Origin of the sequence: Nocardia sp. CY41, assembly GCF_009829325.1 — a bacterium.
Classification (GTDB): Bacteria; Actinomycetota; Actinomycetes; order Mycobacteriales; family Mycobacteriaceae; genus Nocardia.
The window spans coordinates 161,301-177,013 of the sequence record NZ_VUOS01000025.1; the positions used below are offsets into that span (position 1 = coordinate 161,301).

The 15,713-nt window shown below is 68.7% G+C and carries 16 protein-coding genes; 9 read left to right on the forward strand and 7 right to left on the reverse strand.

The window, feature by feature from the left end:
- Window positions 1–8: 8 nt before the first annotated feature.
- From GVY64_RS27415 to GVY64_RS27430, 4 genes are all read right to left on the reverse strand, one after another.
- On the reverse strand, window positions 9–614 hold the full coding sequence (locus GVY64_RS27415; protein WP_159847396.1) for an acid phosphatase: 606 nt from the start codon (window positions 612–614) through the stop codon (window positions 9–11).
- A 97-nt stretch (window positions 615–711) separates the two neighbouring features.
- A complete protein-coding gene (locus tag GVY64_RS27420; RefSeq protein WP_159847399.1) occupies window positions 712–1,224 on the reverse strand; it encodes a nitroreductase/quinone reductase family protein in 513 nt (170 codons plus the stop codon).
- A 41-nt stretch (window positions 1,225–1,265) separates the two neighbouring features.
- A complete protein-coding gene (locus GVY64_RS27425) occupies window positions 1,266–2,495 on the reverse strand; it encodes an Rv3212 family protein (RefSeq protein ID WP_159847402.1) in 1,230 nt (409 codons plus the stop codon).
- A gap of 27 nt (window positions 2,496–2,522) precedes the next feature.
- Window positions 2,523–4,256, reverse strand: coding sequence for a DEAD/DEAH box helicase (locus GVY64_RS27430; RefSeq protein WP_159847466.1), 1,734 nt, complete (start codon window positions 4,254–4,256; stop codon window positions 2,523–2,525).
- A gap of 409 nt (window positions 4,257–4,665) precedes the next feature.
- Here GVY64_RS27430 and GVY64_RS27435 point away from each other — a divergent pair, with 409 nt between their 5' ends.
- Genes GVY64_RS27435 through GVY64_RS27445 form a run of 3 tightly spaced genes read left to right on the forward strand, consistent with a single transcriptional unit; the run spans window position 4,666 to window position 7,363 of the window.
- The gene (locus tag GVY64_RS27435) at window positions 4,666–5,523 is read left to right on the forward strand and encodes an SCO6745 family protein (protein ID WP_159847405.1); all 858 of its coding nucleotides are present in this window, start codon (window positions 4,666–4,668) and stop codon (window positions 5,521–5,523) included.
- 55 nt (window positions 5,524–5,578) lie between these two features.
- A complete protein-coding gene (locus tag GVY64_RS27440; RefSeq protein WP_159847408.1) occupies window positions 5,579–6,634 on the forward strand; it encodes an alpha/beta hydrolase in 1,056 nt (351 codons plus the stop codon).
- Between the two features lie 27 nt (window positions 6,635–6,661).
- On the forward strand, window positions 6,662–7,363 hold the full coding sequence (locus GVY64_RS27445) for a ferritin-like fold-containing protein (protein ID WP_159847411.1): 702 nt from the start codon (window positions 6,662–6,664) through the stop codon (window positions 7,361–7,363).
- Between the two features lie 6 nt (window positions 7,364–7,369).
- Here GVY64_RS27445 and GVY64_RS27450 read toward each other — a convergent pair whose 3' ends face one another.
- Window positions 7,370–8,209 (reverse strand): helix-turn-helix domain-containing protein, encoded by an 840-nt coding sequence (locus GVY64_RS27450; protein WP_159847414.1) that lies wholly within the window; start codon window positions 8,207–8,209, stop codon window positions 7,370–7,372.
- A 102-nt stretch (window positions 8,210–8,311) separates the two neighbouring features.
- Between GVY64_RS27450 and GVY64_RS27455 the strand changes: the two genes are divergently transcribed.
- On the forward strand, window positions 8,312–8,851 hold the full coding sequence (locus GVY64_RS27455) for a YceI family protein (RefSeq protein WP_159847417.1): 540 nt from the start codon (window positions 8,312–8,314) through the stop codon (window positions 8,849–8,851).
- 66 nt (window positions 8,852–8,917) lie between these two features.
- Window positions 8,918–9,145 carry a DUF3107 domain-containing protein gene (locus GVY64_RS27460; RefSeq protein WP_159847420.1) on the forward strand — a complete coding sequence of 76 codons (228 nt, stop codon included), beginning with the start codon at window positions 8,918–8,920 and terminating at the stop codon, window positions 9,143–9,145.
- A gap of 79 nt (window positions 9,146–9,224) precedes the next feature.
- Here the strand turns inward: GVY64_RS27460 and GVY64_RS27465 are convergent, their stop codons facing one another.
- On the reverse strand, window positions 9,225–9,890 hold the full coding sequence (locus tag GVY64_RS27465; protein ID WP_040869167.1) for a TetR/AcrR family transcriptional regulator: 666 nt from the start codon (window positions 9,888–9,890) through the stop codon (window positions 9,225–9,227).
- 281 nt (window positions 9,891–10,171) lie between these two features.
- On the opposite strand from GVY64_RS27465, the gene GVY64_RS27470 reads away from it, so the two are divergent.
- The 4 genes from GVY64_RS27470 (at window position 10,172) to GVY64_RS27485 (ending at window position 15,340) form a co-directional block, all read left to right on the forward strand.
- A complete protein-coding gene (locus GVY64_RS27470; RefSeq protein WP_236567247.1) occupies window positions 10,172–11,347 on the forward strand; it encodes a DUF3152 domain-containing protein in 1,176 nt (391 codons plus the stop codon).
- A gap of 147 nt (window positions 11,348–11,494) precedes the next feature.
- Window positions 11,495–12,679 carry an adenylyltransferase/sulfurtransferase MoeZ gene (gene moeZ / locus GVY64_RS27475; protein WP_159847423.1) on the forward strand — a complete coding sequence of 395 codons (1,185 nt, stop codon included), beginning with the start codon at window positions 11,495–11,497 and terminating at the stop codon, window positions 12,677–12,679.
- 455 nt (window positions 12,680–13,134) lie between these two features.
- Entirely contained in the window at window positions 13,135–13,986 is an 852-nt protein-coding gene (locus GVY64_RS27480; RefSeq protein ID WP_159847426.1) for a TIGR02569 family protein, read from the forward strand.
- 214 nt (window positions 13,987–14,200) lie between these two features.
- Window positions 14,201–15,340, forward strand: a complete 1,140-nt coding sequence (locus GVY64_RS27485; RefSeq protein WP_236567248.1) for a CHAP domain-containing protein — start codon at window positions 14,201–14,203, stop codon at window positions 15,338–15,340.
- Window positions 15,341–15,469: 129 nt separating this feature from the next.
- Here GVY64_RS27485 and GVY64_RS27490 read toward each other — a convergent pair.
- Window positions 15,470–15,713, reverse strand: a 244-nt coding sequence (locus GVY64_RS27490; protein WP_159847432.1) for a DNA-directed RNA polymerase subunit beta, incomplete at its 5' end; no start/stop codon positions are given.

Here is a 15,713-nt window from a genome sequence, read left to right on the forward strand (position 1 = left end):
GGGTCGGGTCACAGTGACGCTCCGTTGGGTACCAGGTTGTGCGCGCGGATCGCGCGCGCGTCGTGTTCGTAGCCGAGCACGGTCAGCGCGCCGGTCGCCATGGCGAATCGGCGGCCCTCCCGGATGTCGAATTCGACCCAGCGGGCGATCAGCGCGCGGGAGAAGTGACCGTGCCCCACCAGCACGATATCCCGCTCCGGCAGCGCGGGCGCCACGGCGGCCAGCACCCGGTCGGCACGCTCCCGCACCTGCTCCCCGGTCTCGCCCTCCGGGACGGGGCCGGTCCAGATGGTCCAGCCGGGCACGGACTCGCGGATCTGCGGGGTGGTCAGGCCCTCGTATGCGCCGTAGTCCCACTCGGCGAGGTCGTCGTCGACCACGGCGCCGGTGAGCCCGGCGAGTTCCGCGGTGCGCAGCGCGCGCAGCCGTGGGCTGGTGCGCACCAACGGGTTTCGCAGTTCCAGCGTGGCGAGCAAGCGGCCTGCCGCCGCGGCCTGTTCTTCGCCGCGCTCGGTGAGCGGCAGGTCGGTGCGGCCGGTGTGCCGCCGCTGCGTGGACCAGTCGGTCTCGCCGTGCCGGAGCAGCACGACACGGGCGTCGTCGAGTGCGGACATGCCTCCATGATGGTCCACCGATGATCATGAGGCCGTGCCGGTCCGACGCCCTCGTTCCGAGGCGACCGTATGAATACCTCGTGCCGACCGCCGTGGGCTAGGACTCGATCGGATCCCCGAGTTCGAGCACCACCAGTGGCAGCGGTCGCGAGACCTTGGACTGGTAGTCCGCGAGCAACGGATTGTTCGTCGTCACCCAAGCCGCGAACTCGTCGTACTCGGGTCCCTCCAGCGCCCGCGCCGTGCCGCGATAGGTGGTGGCCCCCAGCTCGATGGTGACGGCGGAATCGGCTTTCACGTTGTGGTACCAGGCCGGGTACCGGTCCTCGATGAACGAACTCACGTAGAGGGTTTCGCCGCGGCGCAACAAGCCGAGCGGGACCATGTGCCGCTTGCCGCTCCTGGCGCCGGTGGTGGTGAGCAGGATCAGCTCACCGCCTTCGTACGCGCCGCCGACCTTGCCCGCGTTGTCGCGGAACTCCTGGATCACGCCGTCGTTCCAGTGCGCGATGTCGTCGTCGGAGAACTTCTGGTTCCAGGGCGCGTCCGGGTCGTCGTAAGACGTGATGGCGGCGCTGTCTTCGGTTGTGGCGGGAGGGATTTCGCTCATCCCAGCAGTGTGCTGCATGCCACCGACAAGTTCGCCGTGCCTCAGGCGAACGCGTGGAGTTCGCCGTCGCGCAGCTCGAGGACGGTCGTCCCGAGCACTGTGAGCGAGATGGGGCTTCCGGTATAGCCGGGCCGCTCCACCGGGATGCGCCCTGCTTCGGCTCCCGTCGCGGGGTCCAGGACGGTGAGCGCGCCCGCGGTGGGCAGCAGCAGCTTGCCCGCCATGAGCGCGGGGGATCCGAGGGCGCCGCCCGCGGTCCACAGTGGGTCGAAAGTGCTGCCGTTCAACGCGATCACGCTGTTACCGGTGAATACCAAGTAGGCCGATCCGATGCGGGTGGTGGTCGTCGCCTGGCTCAACGGCGCCGAGAGCTGGTGCACCACAATCGGATTGCCGTTGCTGTCGTAGACGGCCAAGCGCGGCGGCAGCGGCTCGGCCCCCGTCGTGGCGCCGGGGAAGTAGAGCACGATGCGGCTGTCGGACACCGCGATCACCTCGGCTTCCGGGGAATCCGCTCCGGGACCGGTCAATACGTGCGAGCCGTACTCTTCCGGCACCGTGTTGTCCTTGGGGGCCGGGTTGAGCACGGTGAGCCGCTCGGCCGGGTCGACGGGGCAGCGTTCCAGCACGGCGAGCCGGGACGGACTGGAACCGGACGACAGCAATGTGCAGCCTCGGCGCGGCTGGGTCTTGACGTTCACCGGGGCGTCGACGAAGCCGTACTCCACGGTGCGCACCAGGTCCGAGCGCCACATCTCCAACCGCTGCGGTCCCTGCGCGAGCAGATAGGTGCCGTCCACCGACAGCCGCACGTCGCGATCCATGTAGCTGCTGCGCGCGGTGCGACGGGCGCCGCTGTCGCCGGCCAGCATCGTGGCCTGGCTGCAGCCGCGCTCGTCGCGGTAGACGGCGATCACCATGCCGTACTGGCCCTCGACCCCGCACAACGGTATGTCGCGCCGGTACTTCCACAGCTGGTCACCGGTGCGCGGATCACGGCCGGTGACCGTGTCGCCGTCGCCTGTCACCACGACGCCGCCGGACACGAGCGCCCGCGCGCTCGCGCCGTCCGGCGCGTGCCACAGCTCACGCAGCGTGGCCGGCAACCGATCGGCCGCGGCCGGGGTCGGCACCGTGGAGGACGCGGTCACCGACTCGGTGCCGTGCGCGTCCCCGCGCACCCACACCACGGCCCCGGCGATCACCACGAGAACCGCGATCGCAACTGCGGAAAGGATATCGGCGCGCGTCCGCCGCTCGGGTGCGAGCACGAATGCGAGACTAGCCGATCCGGTGGGTCAGGCCGATGCGGCGGCCGCGGGCTCGGCCGCGCTCCCGGCGTCCTCGGTCACCCCGTCGCCCTCGCCCGACCGACGGCGCCTGCGCCTGCGGCGAGCAGGCCGGTCGCTCGCGTCGGATTCCGCCGCGGCGCCGTCATCCGAGGACTCGACGGTCGGCTCCGCTGCGGCGGGGGTGTCGGTGGCCTCGCCGGTCGCCTTGCGCCGCCTGCGCCTGCGGCGGGCGGGCTTGTCGGCGTCGGCCACCGGTTCGGCGTCCGCGACCTCGTCGCCCGTCGGGGCATCGGTGTCATCGGCGGTGACGTTCGGGGCGCCTTCGATCGGCTGACCGCCGCGGGTGCGCTTGCGGTTGCGCTTGCGCGGGGCACGAGCGGGGCGCTCGACCACCACCGCGTCCGGATCGCGTTCCTGCTTCACCTTGCGCACCACGCCGGTCACGCCCTCGGGAATGCCGAGATCGGAGTACAGGTGCGGCGAGCGCGAGTACGTCTCGACCGGTTCGGGGATGCCGAGCCCGAGCGCGTTGTCGATCGCCGACCAGCGATTGAGCTCGTCCCAGTCGATCAGGGTCACCGCGACGCCGGTGCGCCCGGCCCGGCCGGTGCGCCCGATGCGGTGCACGTAGGTCTTCTCGTCTTCCGGGCACTGGTAGTTGATGACGTGCGTGACGTCGTCGATGTCGATGCCGCGCGCCGCGACGTCGGTCGCGACCAGCACGTCGATGATGCCTTTACGGAACTTGGTCAGCGCCTTCTCGCGGGCGATCTGCCCCAGGTCACCGTGCACCGCGCCGACCGCGAACCCGCGCTCGGCCAGGTCGTCGGCTACCTTCTGCGCCGTGCGCTTGGTGCGCGTGAAGATCATCGTGGCCCCGCGGCTCTCGGCTTGCAGGATGCGCGCGATCAGCTCGCTCTTGTCCAGGGCGTGCGCGCGGTAGACGAACTGCGCGGTGCGATCATGCACCGCCGAGTCGTGCGGCTCCTCGGCCCGGATGTGCGTCGGGCGGGTCAGGAATGTGCGCGCCAGGGTGATGATCGGTCCGGGCATGGTCGCCGAGAACAGCATGGTCTGGCGCTTGTCCGGGACCATGCCGAGGATGCGCTCGATGTCCGGCAGGAAGCCGAGGTCGAGCATCTCGTCGGCCTCGTCCAGCACCAGCACGCCGATCTTGCCGAGGATCAGGTGCTGCTGATCGGCCAGGTCCAGTAGTCGGCCGGGCGTGCCGACCACCACGTCGACACCGTCGCGCAGCGCCGCGATCTGCGCCTCGTAAGGGCGGCCGCCGTAGATGGACGCGACGCGCAGCGGTCCCTGGTGGTTGGTCAGGTACTTGCTCGCGTTCTCCAGATCCTTCGTGACCTGGATGCACAGCTCGCGCGTCGGCACGATGACCAGCGCTCGCGGCGTGCCGTCCAGCGGTGTGGTGCCCGATTCCGCGGTCGCGATCCGGTGCAGCAGCGGCACGCCGAATCCGAAGGTTTTACCCATACCGGTGCGGGCCTGACCGATGAGATCTTCACCGGCGAGCGCCAGCGGGAGGGTCAGTTCTTGAATGGCGAAAGTACGTTCGATTCCGATCTCGCCGAGTGCGCGGACGATTTCCGCGCGCACGCCCAATTCGGCGAATGTCGGGGCGGTATGCGTCGCGTCCAGTTCGGCCGTCAACAGGGTCTCCGCCAGACCTGGTTCCTGATCGACTGTGATCTTGCTCAGGGTTCGTGCCTTCCTCGTAATCACGTCCCGCGCGCACGAGGTGGGGCGGACCGGGCGGTCCGCGACGACCACGACTCCGCAGGCGATACTTCACCCGGCCACGCTCCGGATGCCGGGCGCCTGCCGCGAAAAGCGGCGACTACCTCGCAAGACATCGGCGCGGCGCACTGGTGACGCGGATTGGTGCGCGCACATTTTCCTGTCCAACGAAAACTTCGCACTCGAAAGCGGCCGACCGTCGCAGCGGCGTCTCCGCGGTGTGCGTGAGCGCGACGTCCGGCGACTCTGTCGAGCGAAACTTTCCGTTGTCCGACGCGATTGTAGCGTGATATTGTGCGTCGCTCGAATTGCCACCGCGGCGCGCTATCGAAAATCCTTCGGACCCCTCGTGTGCTTTCGCCGCGCCGGGCGCCCACGTACGCTGCGCCACATGGGAATTCATCCGGCGCGGCAAATCTGGGCGACGCTCGAACCGCTACACGATGTCGTCTATTTCGGAACCGGCGTCAAGGAGGCGGGCATCGGGGTCGGGTTGCGCGGCTACTGGCAGACCTACTTCGCTTTCCGCGCCGCCCCGCTGGGCGCGGTGACGCCCGCCGCTGTGCATGCGATCTTCGCCGGATTCCATTCCGACATGGTCCGCCGCGCGCTTCCGGAGGCGTGGGAGCGGGCGACGCCGCAACGCTGCCTGGACGCGCGGCTCGACCTGGCCACCCGCCTGCTGCGCCGCGTGGGCGCGGGCGACGCCGTCTGCGCCCGCGCGGTCGAATTGCTGGCGCCTGTGCAGCGCGCGGCCGATCCCACGGGGCGGGCGCTGTTCGCCGCGAACGCCGCCCTCCCACTGCCCACCGACCCGGTGGCCGCGCTGTGGCAGCTGACCACCTCGCTGCGCGAGCACCGCGGCGACGGCCACGTCGCGGCCTTGGTGACCCACGGTCTCGATGGACGTCAAGCCCTGGTCGTGCAGGTGGCCGCGGGTAAGGCGCCCGAATCGGTGATGCGACCCGCGCGCGGGGTGTCGGAGACTGAGTGGGCGGACGCTTTCGACGAGTTGCGCGCCCGTGGCTTGGTCGCCGGAGAACCGGTCACGCCTACCCTCACCGGCAGCGGCGCGGCGTTGCTGGCCGAGGTCGAAGCCCAGACCGACGAAGCGGCGTGGACCGGAGCGCTCGCGGTGCTGTCGGCCGATGCGATCACGGAGCTGACCACCTCGCTCGCGCCCCTGGTACGCGACGTGCAGGAGGCGGTGGTCCCGCCGCTCAACCCGGTCGGCATGGGACCGCGGTGACGCTGTCGGGTAGTTGCTGTTACCCGCGGTACCGACATATGAGACTCTCTTCACTGTGAGCCTTGCCGACACCGTCACCCTCGCCGCGCGTAACGCGTGGGCCTTGACCTTCGGCTCCGGCATCGAGGCGCCGGACCCGACTCCCGCGACGATCCTGTGGGACCAGCCGCACCGGCAGCTGCGGCGGTTCGAGCGAGCCGACGGGACCGCGCCGGAGGGGGATTGCGCCGTTCTGCTGGTCCCGCCGCTCGCCGCGCCCGCCACCTGTTTCGATCTGCGGCCCGAGCAGAGCCTGGCACGCTTCCTGCTGGAGATCGGCCGCAGCCCGTACGTCGTCGACTACGGCGCGATCACCTTCGCCGACCGGCGCATGGGGTTCGAGGACTGGATCGACGACATCCTGCCCGAGGCGGTGCTGCGCACCAGCGCCGACCGCGACGGACACGCGGTCGATCTGGTGGGCTGGTCCCTCGGCGGCACGCTGGCCTTGCTGACCGCCGCGGCGCATCCCGAGCTGCCCATCCGTTCGATCACGGCCGTCGGCTCGCCGCTGGACTACGACCGGATGACCGGCGTGCCGCAGCTGCGCGCCGTCGCGCGCCTCACGGGTGGCCGGGCCACCTCGACCGTCATCCGCGCGGCCGGTGGCGTTCCTGCGACACTGACTCGAATCGGCTACAAGGTCACCGCCTGGGATCGCGAGCTGACCCGCCCGTGGTTCGTCGCCGGCAATATCGCGCGCACCGAGGCGCTGGCGAAAATGGAGACGATCGACCGGTTCATGGCCGAGATGCCCGGCTATCCCGGGCGCTTCTACGGACAGCTGTGGGGCAGGTTCATCCTGAACAACGACATCGGGCGCGGTGTCGTTGTCCTCGGCGGACGCCGGATCGAGCTGGATCGGGTGACCGCGCCGGTGCTGCTGGTCGGCGGGCCCTCCGACGTGATCACCCCGGCCTCGGCCGTCGAGGCGGGCGCCCGCGTGCTCACCGGGGCGGCGATGGTCCGCTACGAGACCGCCCCCGGCAGCCACCTCGGCATCCTGGCCGCACCGACCGCGCGTGACACGACATGGAGTTACCTGGAGAAGTTCCTGGCCGAGACCGCGTGACCGGCGGCGAGTATTACGCTGGGACGCATGGGAGCACAGTCACCTGCCGCGTTAGGTGTTTCGTCGACCGACCCAGCAAACCTCTTCATCCCCGCGAGCCATCCCGGCGTGACCGACCTGTTCGCGGTGCTCGCCTACGGCGAGATCTCCGCGTTCTACCGGCTGGCCGAGGAAGCCAAGTTGTCGCCGACCCTGCGGGGCAAGGTGGCGGTGGCGACGATGGCCGCGGCCGAGATGGAGCATTTCAAGACGCTGGAGTCCGCGCTGGCCGCGCGGGGCGCCGATGTCTTCGACGCCATGGCGCCGTTCGTGCGCGCGCTGGACGACTATCACGCCTCGACCGACCCCTCGACGTGGCTCGAGTCGATGGTGAAGTTCTATGTCGGTGATGGCATCGCCGCGGACTTCTACACCGAGATCGCGGGCGCGCTGACCCCGGACATCGCCGCGGTGGTTCGCGACGTGCTCGCCGAGACCAGTCACTCGGAGTTCGTCGTCGAGGAGGTGCGGCGGGCGGTCACCGAGAGTCGCTCCGAACGCGACCGGCTCACCCTCTGGGGCAGGCGGCTGCTCGGTGAGGCGATCACGCAGGCGCAATTCGTCATGGCGCAGCGCGACGAGCTCACCGATCTGGTGCTGACCGCCACCGGCGACCTCAACGGCATCGCCGCGCTGATCGAGCGGATGCAGGACAGTCACGCCGAGCGCATGGCGGTACTCGGCATCTGAGCGCGGCTACGCGTTGGCCGCGCGGTTGGGCACCAGCCGCAAACCGGGCGCGTGGGCGCTCGCCCGGTCGATCAGCCAGACGACGACGCTCTGGTCCCGGCGGTCGGATTCCAAGTTCTCGAACGGCACCTCGACCATGCCGTGCACCGGATGGTCGAGGTGCAACGTGCCGGAGCCGGGCGCGCCGACCCGATGCGGCTTCCAGCGGTCGGCGAAATCCGGCAGCCCGCGCAGCGCTTCGATCGTCTCGAGCAGCGCGTCGTCGCCGGGCCAGTGGAGTTTGGCGCGGCAGAGCGCGGAGGTGAAAGTGTCGGCGGCTTCCTCCCAATTGCGCAGGACCCGCCGTGCCGCGGGGTGCACGAAGGTATACCAGGCCAGGTTGGGCTGATCCGGCCCGTCCAGCAGGCCCAGCGGGGCGGCGAAATCGGCCCACGCCTGGTTCCAGCCCAGCACGTTCAGCCTGCGGCCGACCACGAAGGCCGGGGTCGGCTCCAGGGCGCGCAGGATCGTCTCGATCGTCGGGGCCACCTGCTCCCGGGCGGATTCGCTGCCCGGACAGCGGGTTTCGTTGCCGGAGGCCATGGCGAGCATGCCGAAGTACTGACGGTCGTCGCCGCGCAGCAGCAATGCGTCGGCCAAGGCGTCGATCACGGCCACCGACGGGTTGGTGTCGCGCCCCTGCTCCAGCCGGGCCAGGTAGTCGGCGCTCACCCCCGCGCGCACGGCGACCTCTTCCCGCCGCAGACCGGGCGTGCGGCGGCGTCCCCCCTCGGGCATGCCGACGTCCGACGGCCGCAGTTCGGCGCGCCGCGCGATGAGGTATTCCCCGAATCCGTTACGAGCCATGTGTCCCATCGTGCCCGGTCCAAGGACGGTTAGCCGCGCCCTGTCAGGTCCAGGATAACGGCGGTCTGGCTACCGGACCGCGGTCCGGTCATTGTCGGAGGCATGACATCTACCTCGGAATCCACCACGCTGAAGTCCGGTTCGTGGGCGCTGGACGCCGCGCACTCCTCGGTCGCCTTCACCATCCGCCATCTCGGCATCGCCAAGGTCCGTGGCGGATTCACCCGGTTCGAGACCGAATTCGTGGTCGACGAGTCGGGCGCGGCCACCGTGGGCGCGACGATCTACCTCGACTCCTTCGACACCGGCAACGCCGACCGGGACGCGCACATCCGTACCGCCGACTTCCTCGACGTCGCCAATCGCCCCACGCTGACCTTCCGCGCCAACCATCCGGTGCTCGTCGCGGAGACCTTCGAGGTCGAGGGCGAGGCCACGCTCGGCTCGATCACCAAGCCGGTCACCCTGGAGGTCGAGTGGGGCGGTGTGCAGGACTTCGGCCCGACCGGCGACCGGCACGCGGGCTTCTCCGCCACCGGCACCATCAAGCGGACCGATTTCGGCGTCGGCGGACCGTTGCCCGGCATGCTCAGCGACACCGTGAAGATCGAGCTCGAGATTCAGCTCATCGAGCCGAAGTGAGCTTCTCCGACGGTCACCACTAGCCTGGACTCGACAGCACAAGACTCTCAGGTTCGGAGGTTGGCCGTGGAGGTCAAGATCGGTATTTCGGATAGCCCGCGCGAGCTGGTGATCAGCAGCGCGCAGACCCAGGAAGAGGTCGAGGCGCTGGTGTCCGGTGCGCTCGGCGGCGACGGCGGCGTCTTGGCTCTCACCGACGAGAAGGGCCGCAAGTTCCTGATCCAGGCTTCGAAGGTCGCCTACGTCGAGATCGGCTCGACCACCGGCGGCCGCGTCGGTTTCGCCGCGGTCTGACTCCCGGTTTCCGGCCGACAAGCAACGAGCCCCTGTCCCCGATGTATCGGGACAGGGGCTCGTTCGTCGTCGTAAGCGCTCAGTCGATGGGGTGCAGCGGCACGTGCTTCAGGCCGCCCCACGCCAGGGAGACGGTGGTGTCGACCGCCTCCTCCTTCGGGATCGGCCGATCGGCCTCCAGCCAGTACCGCGCGGTGAACTGGCTTGCGCCGACCAGGCCGACGGCCAGGATGCGGGCCCGGTAGGGGTCCAGGCCCGAGTCGTGCGCGACCAGGTCGAAGACCGCGTCCACGCAGGCCTCGGTGGCCTGCTCGACCCGGCGCTGCACCTGCGGCTCGCTGGTCAGGTCGGACTCGAAGACCAAGCGGAAACCCTGCATCTCGTTGTCCACGAAATCGAAGTACGCCTGCACCGCCGCGCGGACGCGCTGCTTGTTGGACGTGGTGGAGCGCAGCGCTTGGCGCACGCTGGACACCAGCATGTCCACGTAGTTCTGCAGCACGGCGAGGTAGAGCTCCAGCTTGCTGCTGAAGTGCTGGTACAGCACCGGCTTGCTCACTCCGGCGCACTGCGAGATCTCGTCCATGCCCGCGGCGTGGTAGCCGCGCTGTACGAAGACTTCGCTTGCCGCCGCGAGTAGCTGTTGACGTCGCTCGTCGCGCGGAAGCCGGGTACCGCGTTTGGCGGGTGCCATGGCCTCGGACGACGATCGACGGGACGTCATCCGGTCCACGAGGTCAGTCATTTCGGCTCTCCCAGTCGATTCCCCGGCAAAGGGGTGTGCACCGGGTTATCTCATGAACGATACCCGGTTGTTGCCCGCCCGCGGATCGGGGCCGGACAACTGGTGCCACCCGGAGAGACATTGTCGCACCGAAGGGGCCGCCGATGTGCCCGTGAGTGGGGATGCGCCGCTGTGAGACTCTGGTGACCGTGACCGACCGACCGGAGAGACCACCCGGCGGGCGGCGTGGTGCGCGCCGCCCGGCTGGCTCCGGAGCGCCCGGTTCCGTAGGGTCGGACAGCATGGCGAGAACCTGGCCAGAGGCGCGAACGGATGGGGCGGCTCGGACCGGCGCAGCCAAGCGTTCCGGAGCCGGCGGCGGGTCGCCCGGCCGCAAGACGAGCAAGCGCAAGCGCGGCACGGTCCCCGAAAGGCCTGCGCCGCAGCCTGATTCGGACCGGCAGCAGTCCGATCAGGAGGGTGTCGAGGTCTACGATCCGCTCGGCCTCTACTCCCACAAGGCCGAGCGGTCCCATCAGCCGCTGCGCGCCCGCTGGGATCCCACGTCCCCCGACGAGGGCAGGGACCGTGGTCGCCCCGAACGGGACGCCAAGAAGCAGAGCGCGCTCGGCAGATTCGTCTCCACCTACGGCTGGCGGGCGTACGCGTTGCCCGTTCTGGTCGTGATCACCGTTCTGGTCGCCGTCGACGCGGTGCGCGCGGCCGACACCGACAGCACCGCCGGATCGGATCCGGGGCTCGGGCGACTCAGCCCGGCCACCGCCACCGCGGGCATCATCGGCGCCCCGCCGGGCGACGGTCACTTTCCCACCGATCTCCCCACCGGGGCACTGCCCGACGGCGGCGGGTTCGCCGAGACCGGCGCCGGTTCCTGGCACGTGGTGCCCGGCACCACTGCCCAGATCGGCACCGGAACCGCGACCGTTTTCCGCTACACCGTGGAGATCGAGAACGGCGTGGACACCTCCGGATTGGGTGGTGACGAGGCCATCGCGAAGATGGTCGATTCCACCCTGGCCAATCCGAAGAGTTGGGTGCACGACCCCAAGTTCGCGTTCCGTCGGGTCGACCAAGGCGACGCCGACTTCCGCGTCTCGCTCACCTCACGCGGTTCCAGCCGCAAGGAGTGCGGTTTCGACATCCCGATCGACACCTCCTGCTACAACGCCGACGATCGCCGCGTGGTGCTCTCGGATGTGCGCTGGGTGCGCGGCGCGCTCGCCTTCGAGGGCGATATCGGCTCCTACCGGCAGTATCTGATCAACCACGAGGTCGGCCACGCCATCGGATACCACCAGCACCAGGCGTGCGAGACCGACGGCGGGCTGGCGCCGGTGATGATGCAGCAGACCTTCGGCACCCGCAACGACGACATCGCCGCCCTCGATCCGCACGGCGTGGTCCCGATGGACGGCAAGCGCTGCCGCTTCAACCCCTGGCCCTACCCGCGCGGGTAAGGGCGGGGCGGCTGTCACGCCGTGTCCGGTATACGGAACGATGGACGGGAAGAACGGCCCGGTCGCCGGTGTTGCACAGTTGACCCAGCCCGCCACGGGCGTCATACCGCCGCAGCGATCGGCCAAGCGATTCGAGGAGTCCTGGACGTGTCATCACCCAAGTCCCTGCCGCCACTTGTCGAGCCGGCCGCGGAACTGACCAGGGATGAGGTAGCCCGCTACAGCCGACACCTGATCATCCCCGATCTCGGCGTGGACGGACAGAAACGTCTGAAGAACGCCAAAGTGCTGGTGATCGGCGCAGGCGGCCTCGGCTCGCCCGCCCTGCTGTACCTGGCCGCCGCGGGTGTCGGCACGCTCGGCATCGTCGAGTTCGACGAGGTAGACGCCTCGAACCTGCAGCGTCAGATCATCCACGGCGAATCCGACATCGGCCGCCCGAAGGCGGACAGCGCGCGCGACTCCATCCTGGAGATCAACTCCGGCATCGATGTCCGGCTGCACAAGCTGCGGCTGGAACCGGAGAACGCGGTGGAACTCTTCCGCGAGTACGACCTGATCGTCGACGGCACCGACAACTTCGCCACCCGCTACCTGGTCAACGATGCCGCGGTGCTCGCGGGCAAGCCGTACGTGTGGGGCTCGATCTACCGCTTCGAGGGCCAGGTCTCGGTGTTCTGGGAGGACGCCCCGGACGGGCGCGGCATCAACTACCGCGACCTGTACCCGGAGGCCCCGCCGCCCGGCATGGTCCCGTCCTGCGCCGAGGGCGGCGTGCTCGGCGTGCTGTGCGCGTCGATCGGTTCGGTGATGGTCACCGAGGCCATCAAGCTGATCACCGGCATCGGTGAGCCGCTGCTGGGTCGTCTGATGGTGTACGACGCACTGGACATGAACTACCGCACCATCAAGCTGCGCCGCGACCCGGAGCGTCAGCCGATCACCGAACTGATCGATTACGAGGCGTTCTGCGGCGTGGTGTCCGAGGAGGGCCAGGCGGCCGCGGCCGGTTCCACCATCACCGCGCGCGAACTCGAAGAGCTGCTGGCGTCGGGTAAGCCCATCGAGCTGATCGACGTGCGCGAGCCGGTCGAGTGGGACATCGTGCACATCGAGGGCGCCAAGCTCATCCCCAAGGACCGCATCCTGTCCGGTGAGGCGCTGTCCGAGCTGCCCCAGAACCGTCCGATCGTGCTGCACTGCAAGACCGGCGTGCGCTCCGCCGAGGCCCTGGTGGCCCTCAAACGCGCGGGCTTCTCCGACGCCACCCACTTGCAGGGCGGCGTGATCGCCTGGGCCAACCAGGTGGACAAGTCGCTACCGGTGTACTGAGGCGGTAGCGCCGACGTCCCCTACCGGGGCGTCGGCAGTGCGAGAACGCTGTCGAGGGCGGCCGCGCGGGCAAAGCCGGGGCGCGGTAAGTGTCTGGGCCGTCGGAATGGCCTGCGGTGTAGATGCTCAGTGTCGATGTGAGTGGCCGCAGCTTGACCGTGGCTGACTGTGCCTGCTGACAGGATCAATCACCGCCGTGTGCACTCGGTGCGCGTTGCCGAATTCCGATCGCCGAGACCCTCGGTAGACGTGATGGGCGCGGAGCGACCACAGACGCCCAACCACCGGTTTCGAGCGAAGCGAGACCGAGCACGTGCCGTTCGCGGCCCGGCTCGTGTCCGAGCGGCCGCCGCGTACGCGACGAAGTCGCCAGCGGCGGTCGCTCGGACACGAGCCGGGCCGCGAACACGGCGCGCCGAAGGCGCGCCAAAAACGGCGCAGCGTACCGTACGGCCGTGACTTCTGTGGAACCTCCCGAGCATGTGCGTGCCACGTTCGGTCTGCGCGAAGTGACCCCGGTTTCGGTCGGTGACTGGGAAGGCGGTTGGCGCTTCGGCGACGTGGTGCTGAGTCCCGTCGCCGATCACGCGCGCGCGGCGTGGTCGGCGAAGATCCGTGAGACGTTGAAGGTCGATGGTCTGCGGCTGGCGCGCCCGGTGCGGGCGACCGACGGCCGCTACGTGGTGTCCGGCTGGCGTGCGGACACCTATCTGGAGGGCGCTCCCGAGCCGCGGCACGACGAGGTGGTCTCGGTGTCGCTGCGCCTGCATCAGGCGACGGCGGATCTTGAGCGGCCGCGCTTTCTCGCCCAGCCACCGGTCGTGCCGTGGGTGGACATCGACGTGTTCGTCGCCGCCGATCGCGCTGCCTGGGAGCCGGTGCCGCTGCGCAGCCTCCGGGCCGGGGGTGCGTCCCTGTCGACCTCCCCGGACGGTCGGCGCAGCATCGAACTGATCGGTCAGCTGGCCACCCTGCGCAAACCGGTGCAGACCCCGCCGCAGCTGGTGCACGGTGACCTGTTCGGCACGGTCTTGTTCGCGGGCGCGCAGGTTCCCGGACTCTCCGACATCACTCCGTACTGGCGGCCGGTGCCCTGGGCGGCGGCAGTGGTCGTGGTGGACGCCTTGTCCTGGGGTGGCGCGGACGACGGCTTGCTCGATCGCTGGGCGGACCTGCCGGAGTGGCCGCAGATGTTGTTGCGCGCGGTGATGTTCCGGCTGGCGGTGCACGCGCTGCATCCACGGTCGACGCCCCAGGCGTTCCCGGGTCTGGCGCGCACGGCGGACATGGTGCGCCTGACCCTCTGAAGTTGATCGCCGAAAGTACCCGAGAGTCGAGAGCCGGGTCAGTGGCCTAGTTTTCCGAGTGATGAAGGGTGCGGGCAGTCACCAATGTCGGGAATGCTCGATACTCCTTCAGAGATGAGTGTGCCGCCGCAGACGTCGGGCGGTCTCGGCCTTGTGAGGTTACGGATGGTGCTCATTACGCCTGTCGGCATGTGGGCCGGGGTTGGAGAAGGGGGTGCGTGTGGTAACCACCCGTGACGAGCTGATCGGGTTCGTCGACAAGCTGTACGTTCCCCAGATTCCCAGCGGCGGTCTCTCGTATGTGATCGAGGCAGCACAGAAGGCCATGAAGGCGTCAATTCTGTTGTTCGCGTCCGGGCATGGCTCGGAGCAGCCGGACCTGGTGGCATGGCTGGACCAGCGGAAGCTGCTCAGTGACGACGGTCTCGAAGAGCCTCCGGGCGAGTCCGTGATGATCGACAATTACGGCGCGCGCAAGGACGAAGTATCCACGAAGAAGAAGGAGATGGATCGGCAAGGCCAGAACGTCAAAGACGCCACCTTCAGGACCTTCGATCTGACGAACGGGACCTATACGTCAATCAAGGACCGAGTCGGTGAACTGGACAGCAATCTACGCAGCATCAATCAGCGGAAGGACGACCGGGGAGCGTATCTGCCGCTGACGGCTGATGAGGAGGGTCGCGCGCTGCGCTATGTCCTGCAAGCCGTCGACGATGTACACGACGCGGTGGAGGGCGCTTCAAACCAGATCCAGAACCAGGCCGGCGGCATCGACGCCTCCCGCCCCTCCTACCAGAGCCAAACGAGTGACACACCAGGTCGGACCCTTTCCACTCCGTGGTCCGGGAAGAACTCAGGGACCGCGAGCACAGCCAGCCTGGACGAGACCGGGGACGGCACTGTCCAAGAAATCTTGGCGGCGGCGCGAGGCGAAATAGGTGTCGAAGAATACGCCGACAACCATGTCAATGCCGAGTACGACAACAAGAGCGAATGGTGCGCATCGTTCGCCGACTGGGTGTGGAAGAAGGCCGGATACAAGGTCCACTGGTCCAATAAAGACCGCGTACAGAACATCTGGAACGACGCGCAGGCGCTGGGGCTGCGAAGGCCGTCCATCTCGCAGGCGCAACCCGGCGACATGATCGTTTTCGACTGGGACAACGATGGGGTGATGGACCATATCGGGATCGTGGAATCCGTCAACGGCAATACGATAACGACCATCGAAGGCAATACCAACATCCCTGGCCAGTCCCTCAACGGCGTGGCACGCAAGACCCACAACATGAACAGTTCGACGGTGGTCGGGGCCGTGCGGCCACCTGATAGCGAAAATGTCGCGGCCTAGCTCTATCCCCACACCGGGTTGAAGGGACCGCAGCGCAGGTCTGTTGTCCCGCGCTATTCCTCTGCACCGCGCACGGACCGTCGCGGCAGATCCGTGCGCGGAGCGCTCAGCGGAGAGCGGCTGCCTCGATCAGCTCGACAGACCTTCCACCGATGCAGATTCACTGCCGGACAACGAGATTCCCAGGTTCGCGGCGGTGCGATCGACCTCGTCGTCCCCGTGCTGGAATTCGACGGCGGAACCCGCCGACAGCACTTCGACGTTGAGGCACAGCGACTGGAGTTCCTTGAGCAGGACCTTGAACGATTCCGGGATGCCCGGTTCCGGGATGTTCTCGCCCTTGACGATCGCCTCGTAGACCTTCACGCGGCCG

Excerpts from the sequence above, each read along its gene's own strand:
- GVY64_RS27455 (WP_159847417.1), top strand. The coding sequence starts at position 8,312 with ATGACATCTACCTCGGAATCCACCACGCTGAAGTCCGGTTCGTGGGCG.
- GVY64_RS27415 (WP_159847396.1), bottom strand. The coding sequence starts at position 614 with ATGTCCGCACTCGACGACGCCCGTGTCGTGCTGCTCCGGCACGGCGAG.
- GVY64_RS27420 (WP_159847399.1), bottom strand. The coding sequence starts at position 1,224 with ATGAGCGAAATCCCTCCCGCCACAACCGAAGACAGCGCCGCCATCACG.
- GVY64_RS27435 (WP_159847405.1), top strand. The coding sequence starts at position 4,666 with ATGGGAATTCATCCGGCGCGGCAAATCTGGGCGACGCTCGAACCGCTA.
- GVY64_RS27450 (WP_159847414.1), bottom strand. The coding sequence starts at position 8,209 with ATGGCTCGTAACGGATTCGGGGAATACCTCATCGCGCGGCGCGCCGAA.
- GVY64_RS27470 (WP_236567247.1), top strand. The coding sequence starts at position 10,172 with ATGGCGAGAACCTGGCCAGAGGCGCGAACGGATGGGGCGGCTCGGACC.
- GVY64_RS27465 (WP_040869167.1), bottom strand. The coding sequence starts at position 9,890 with ATGACTGACCTCGTGGACCGGATGACGTCCCGTCGATCGTCGTCCGAG.
- GVY64_RS27445 (WP_159847411.1), top strand. The coding sequence starts at position 6,662 with ATGGGAGCACAGTCACCTGCCGCGTTAGGTGTTTCGTCGACCGACCCA.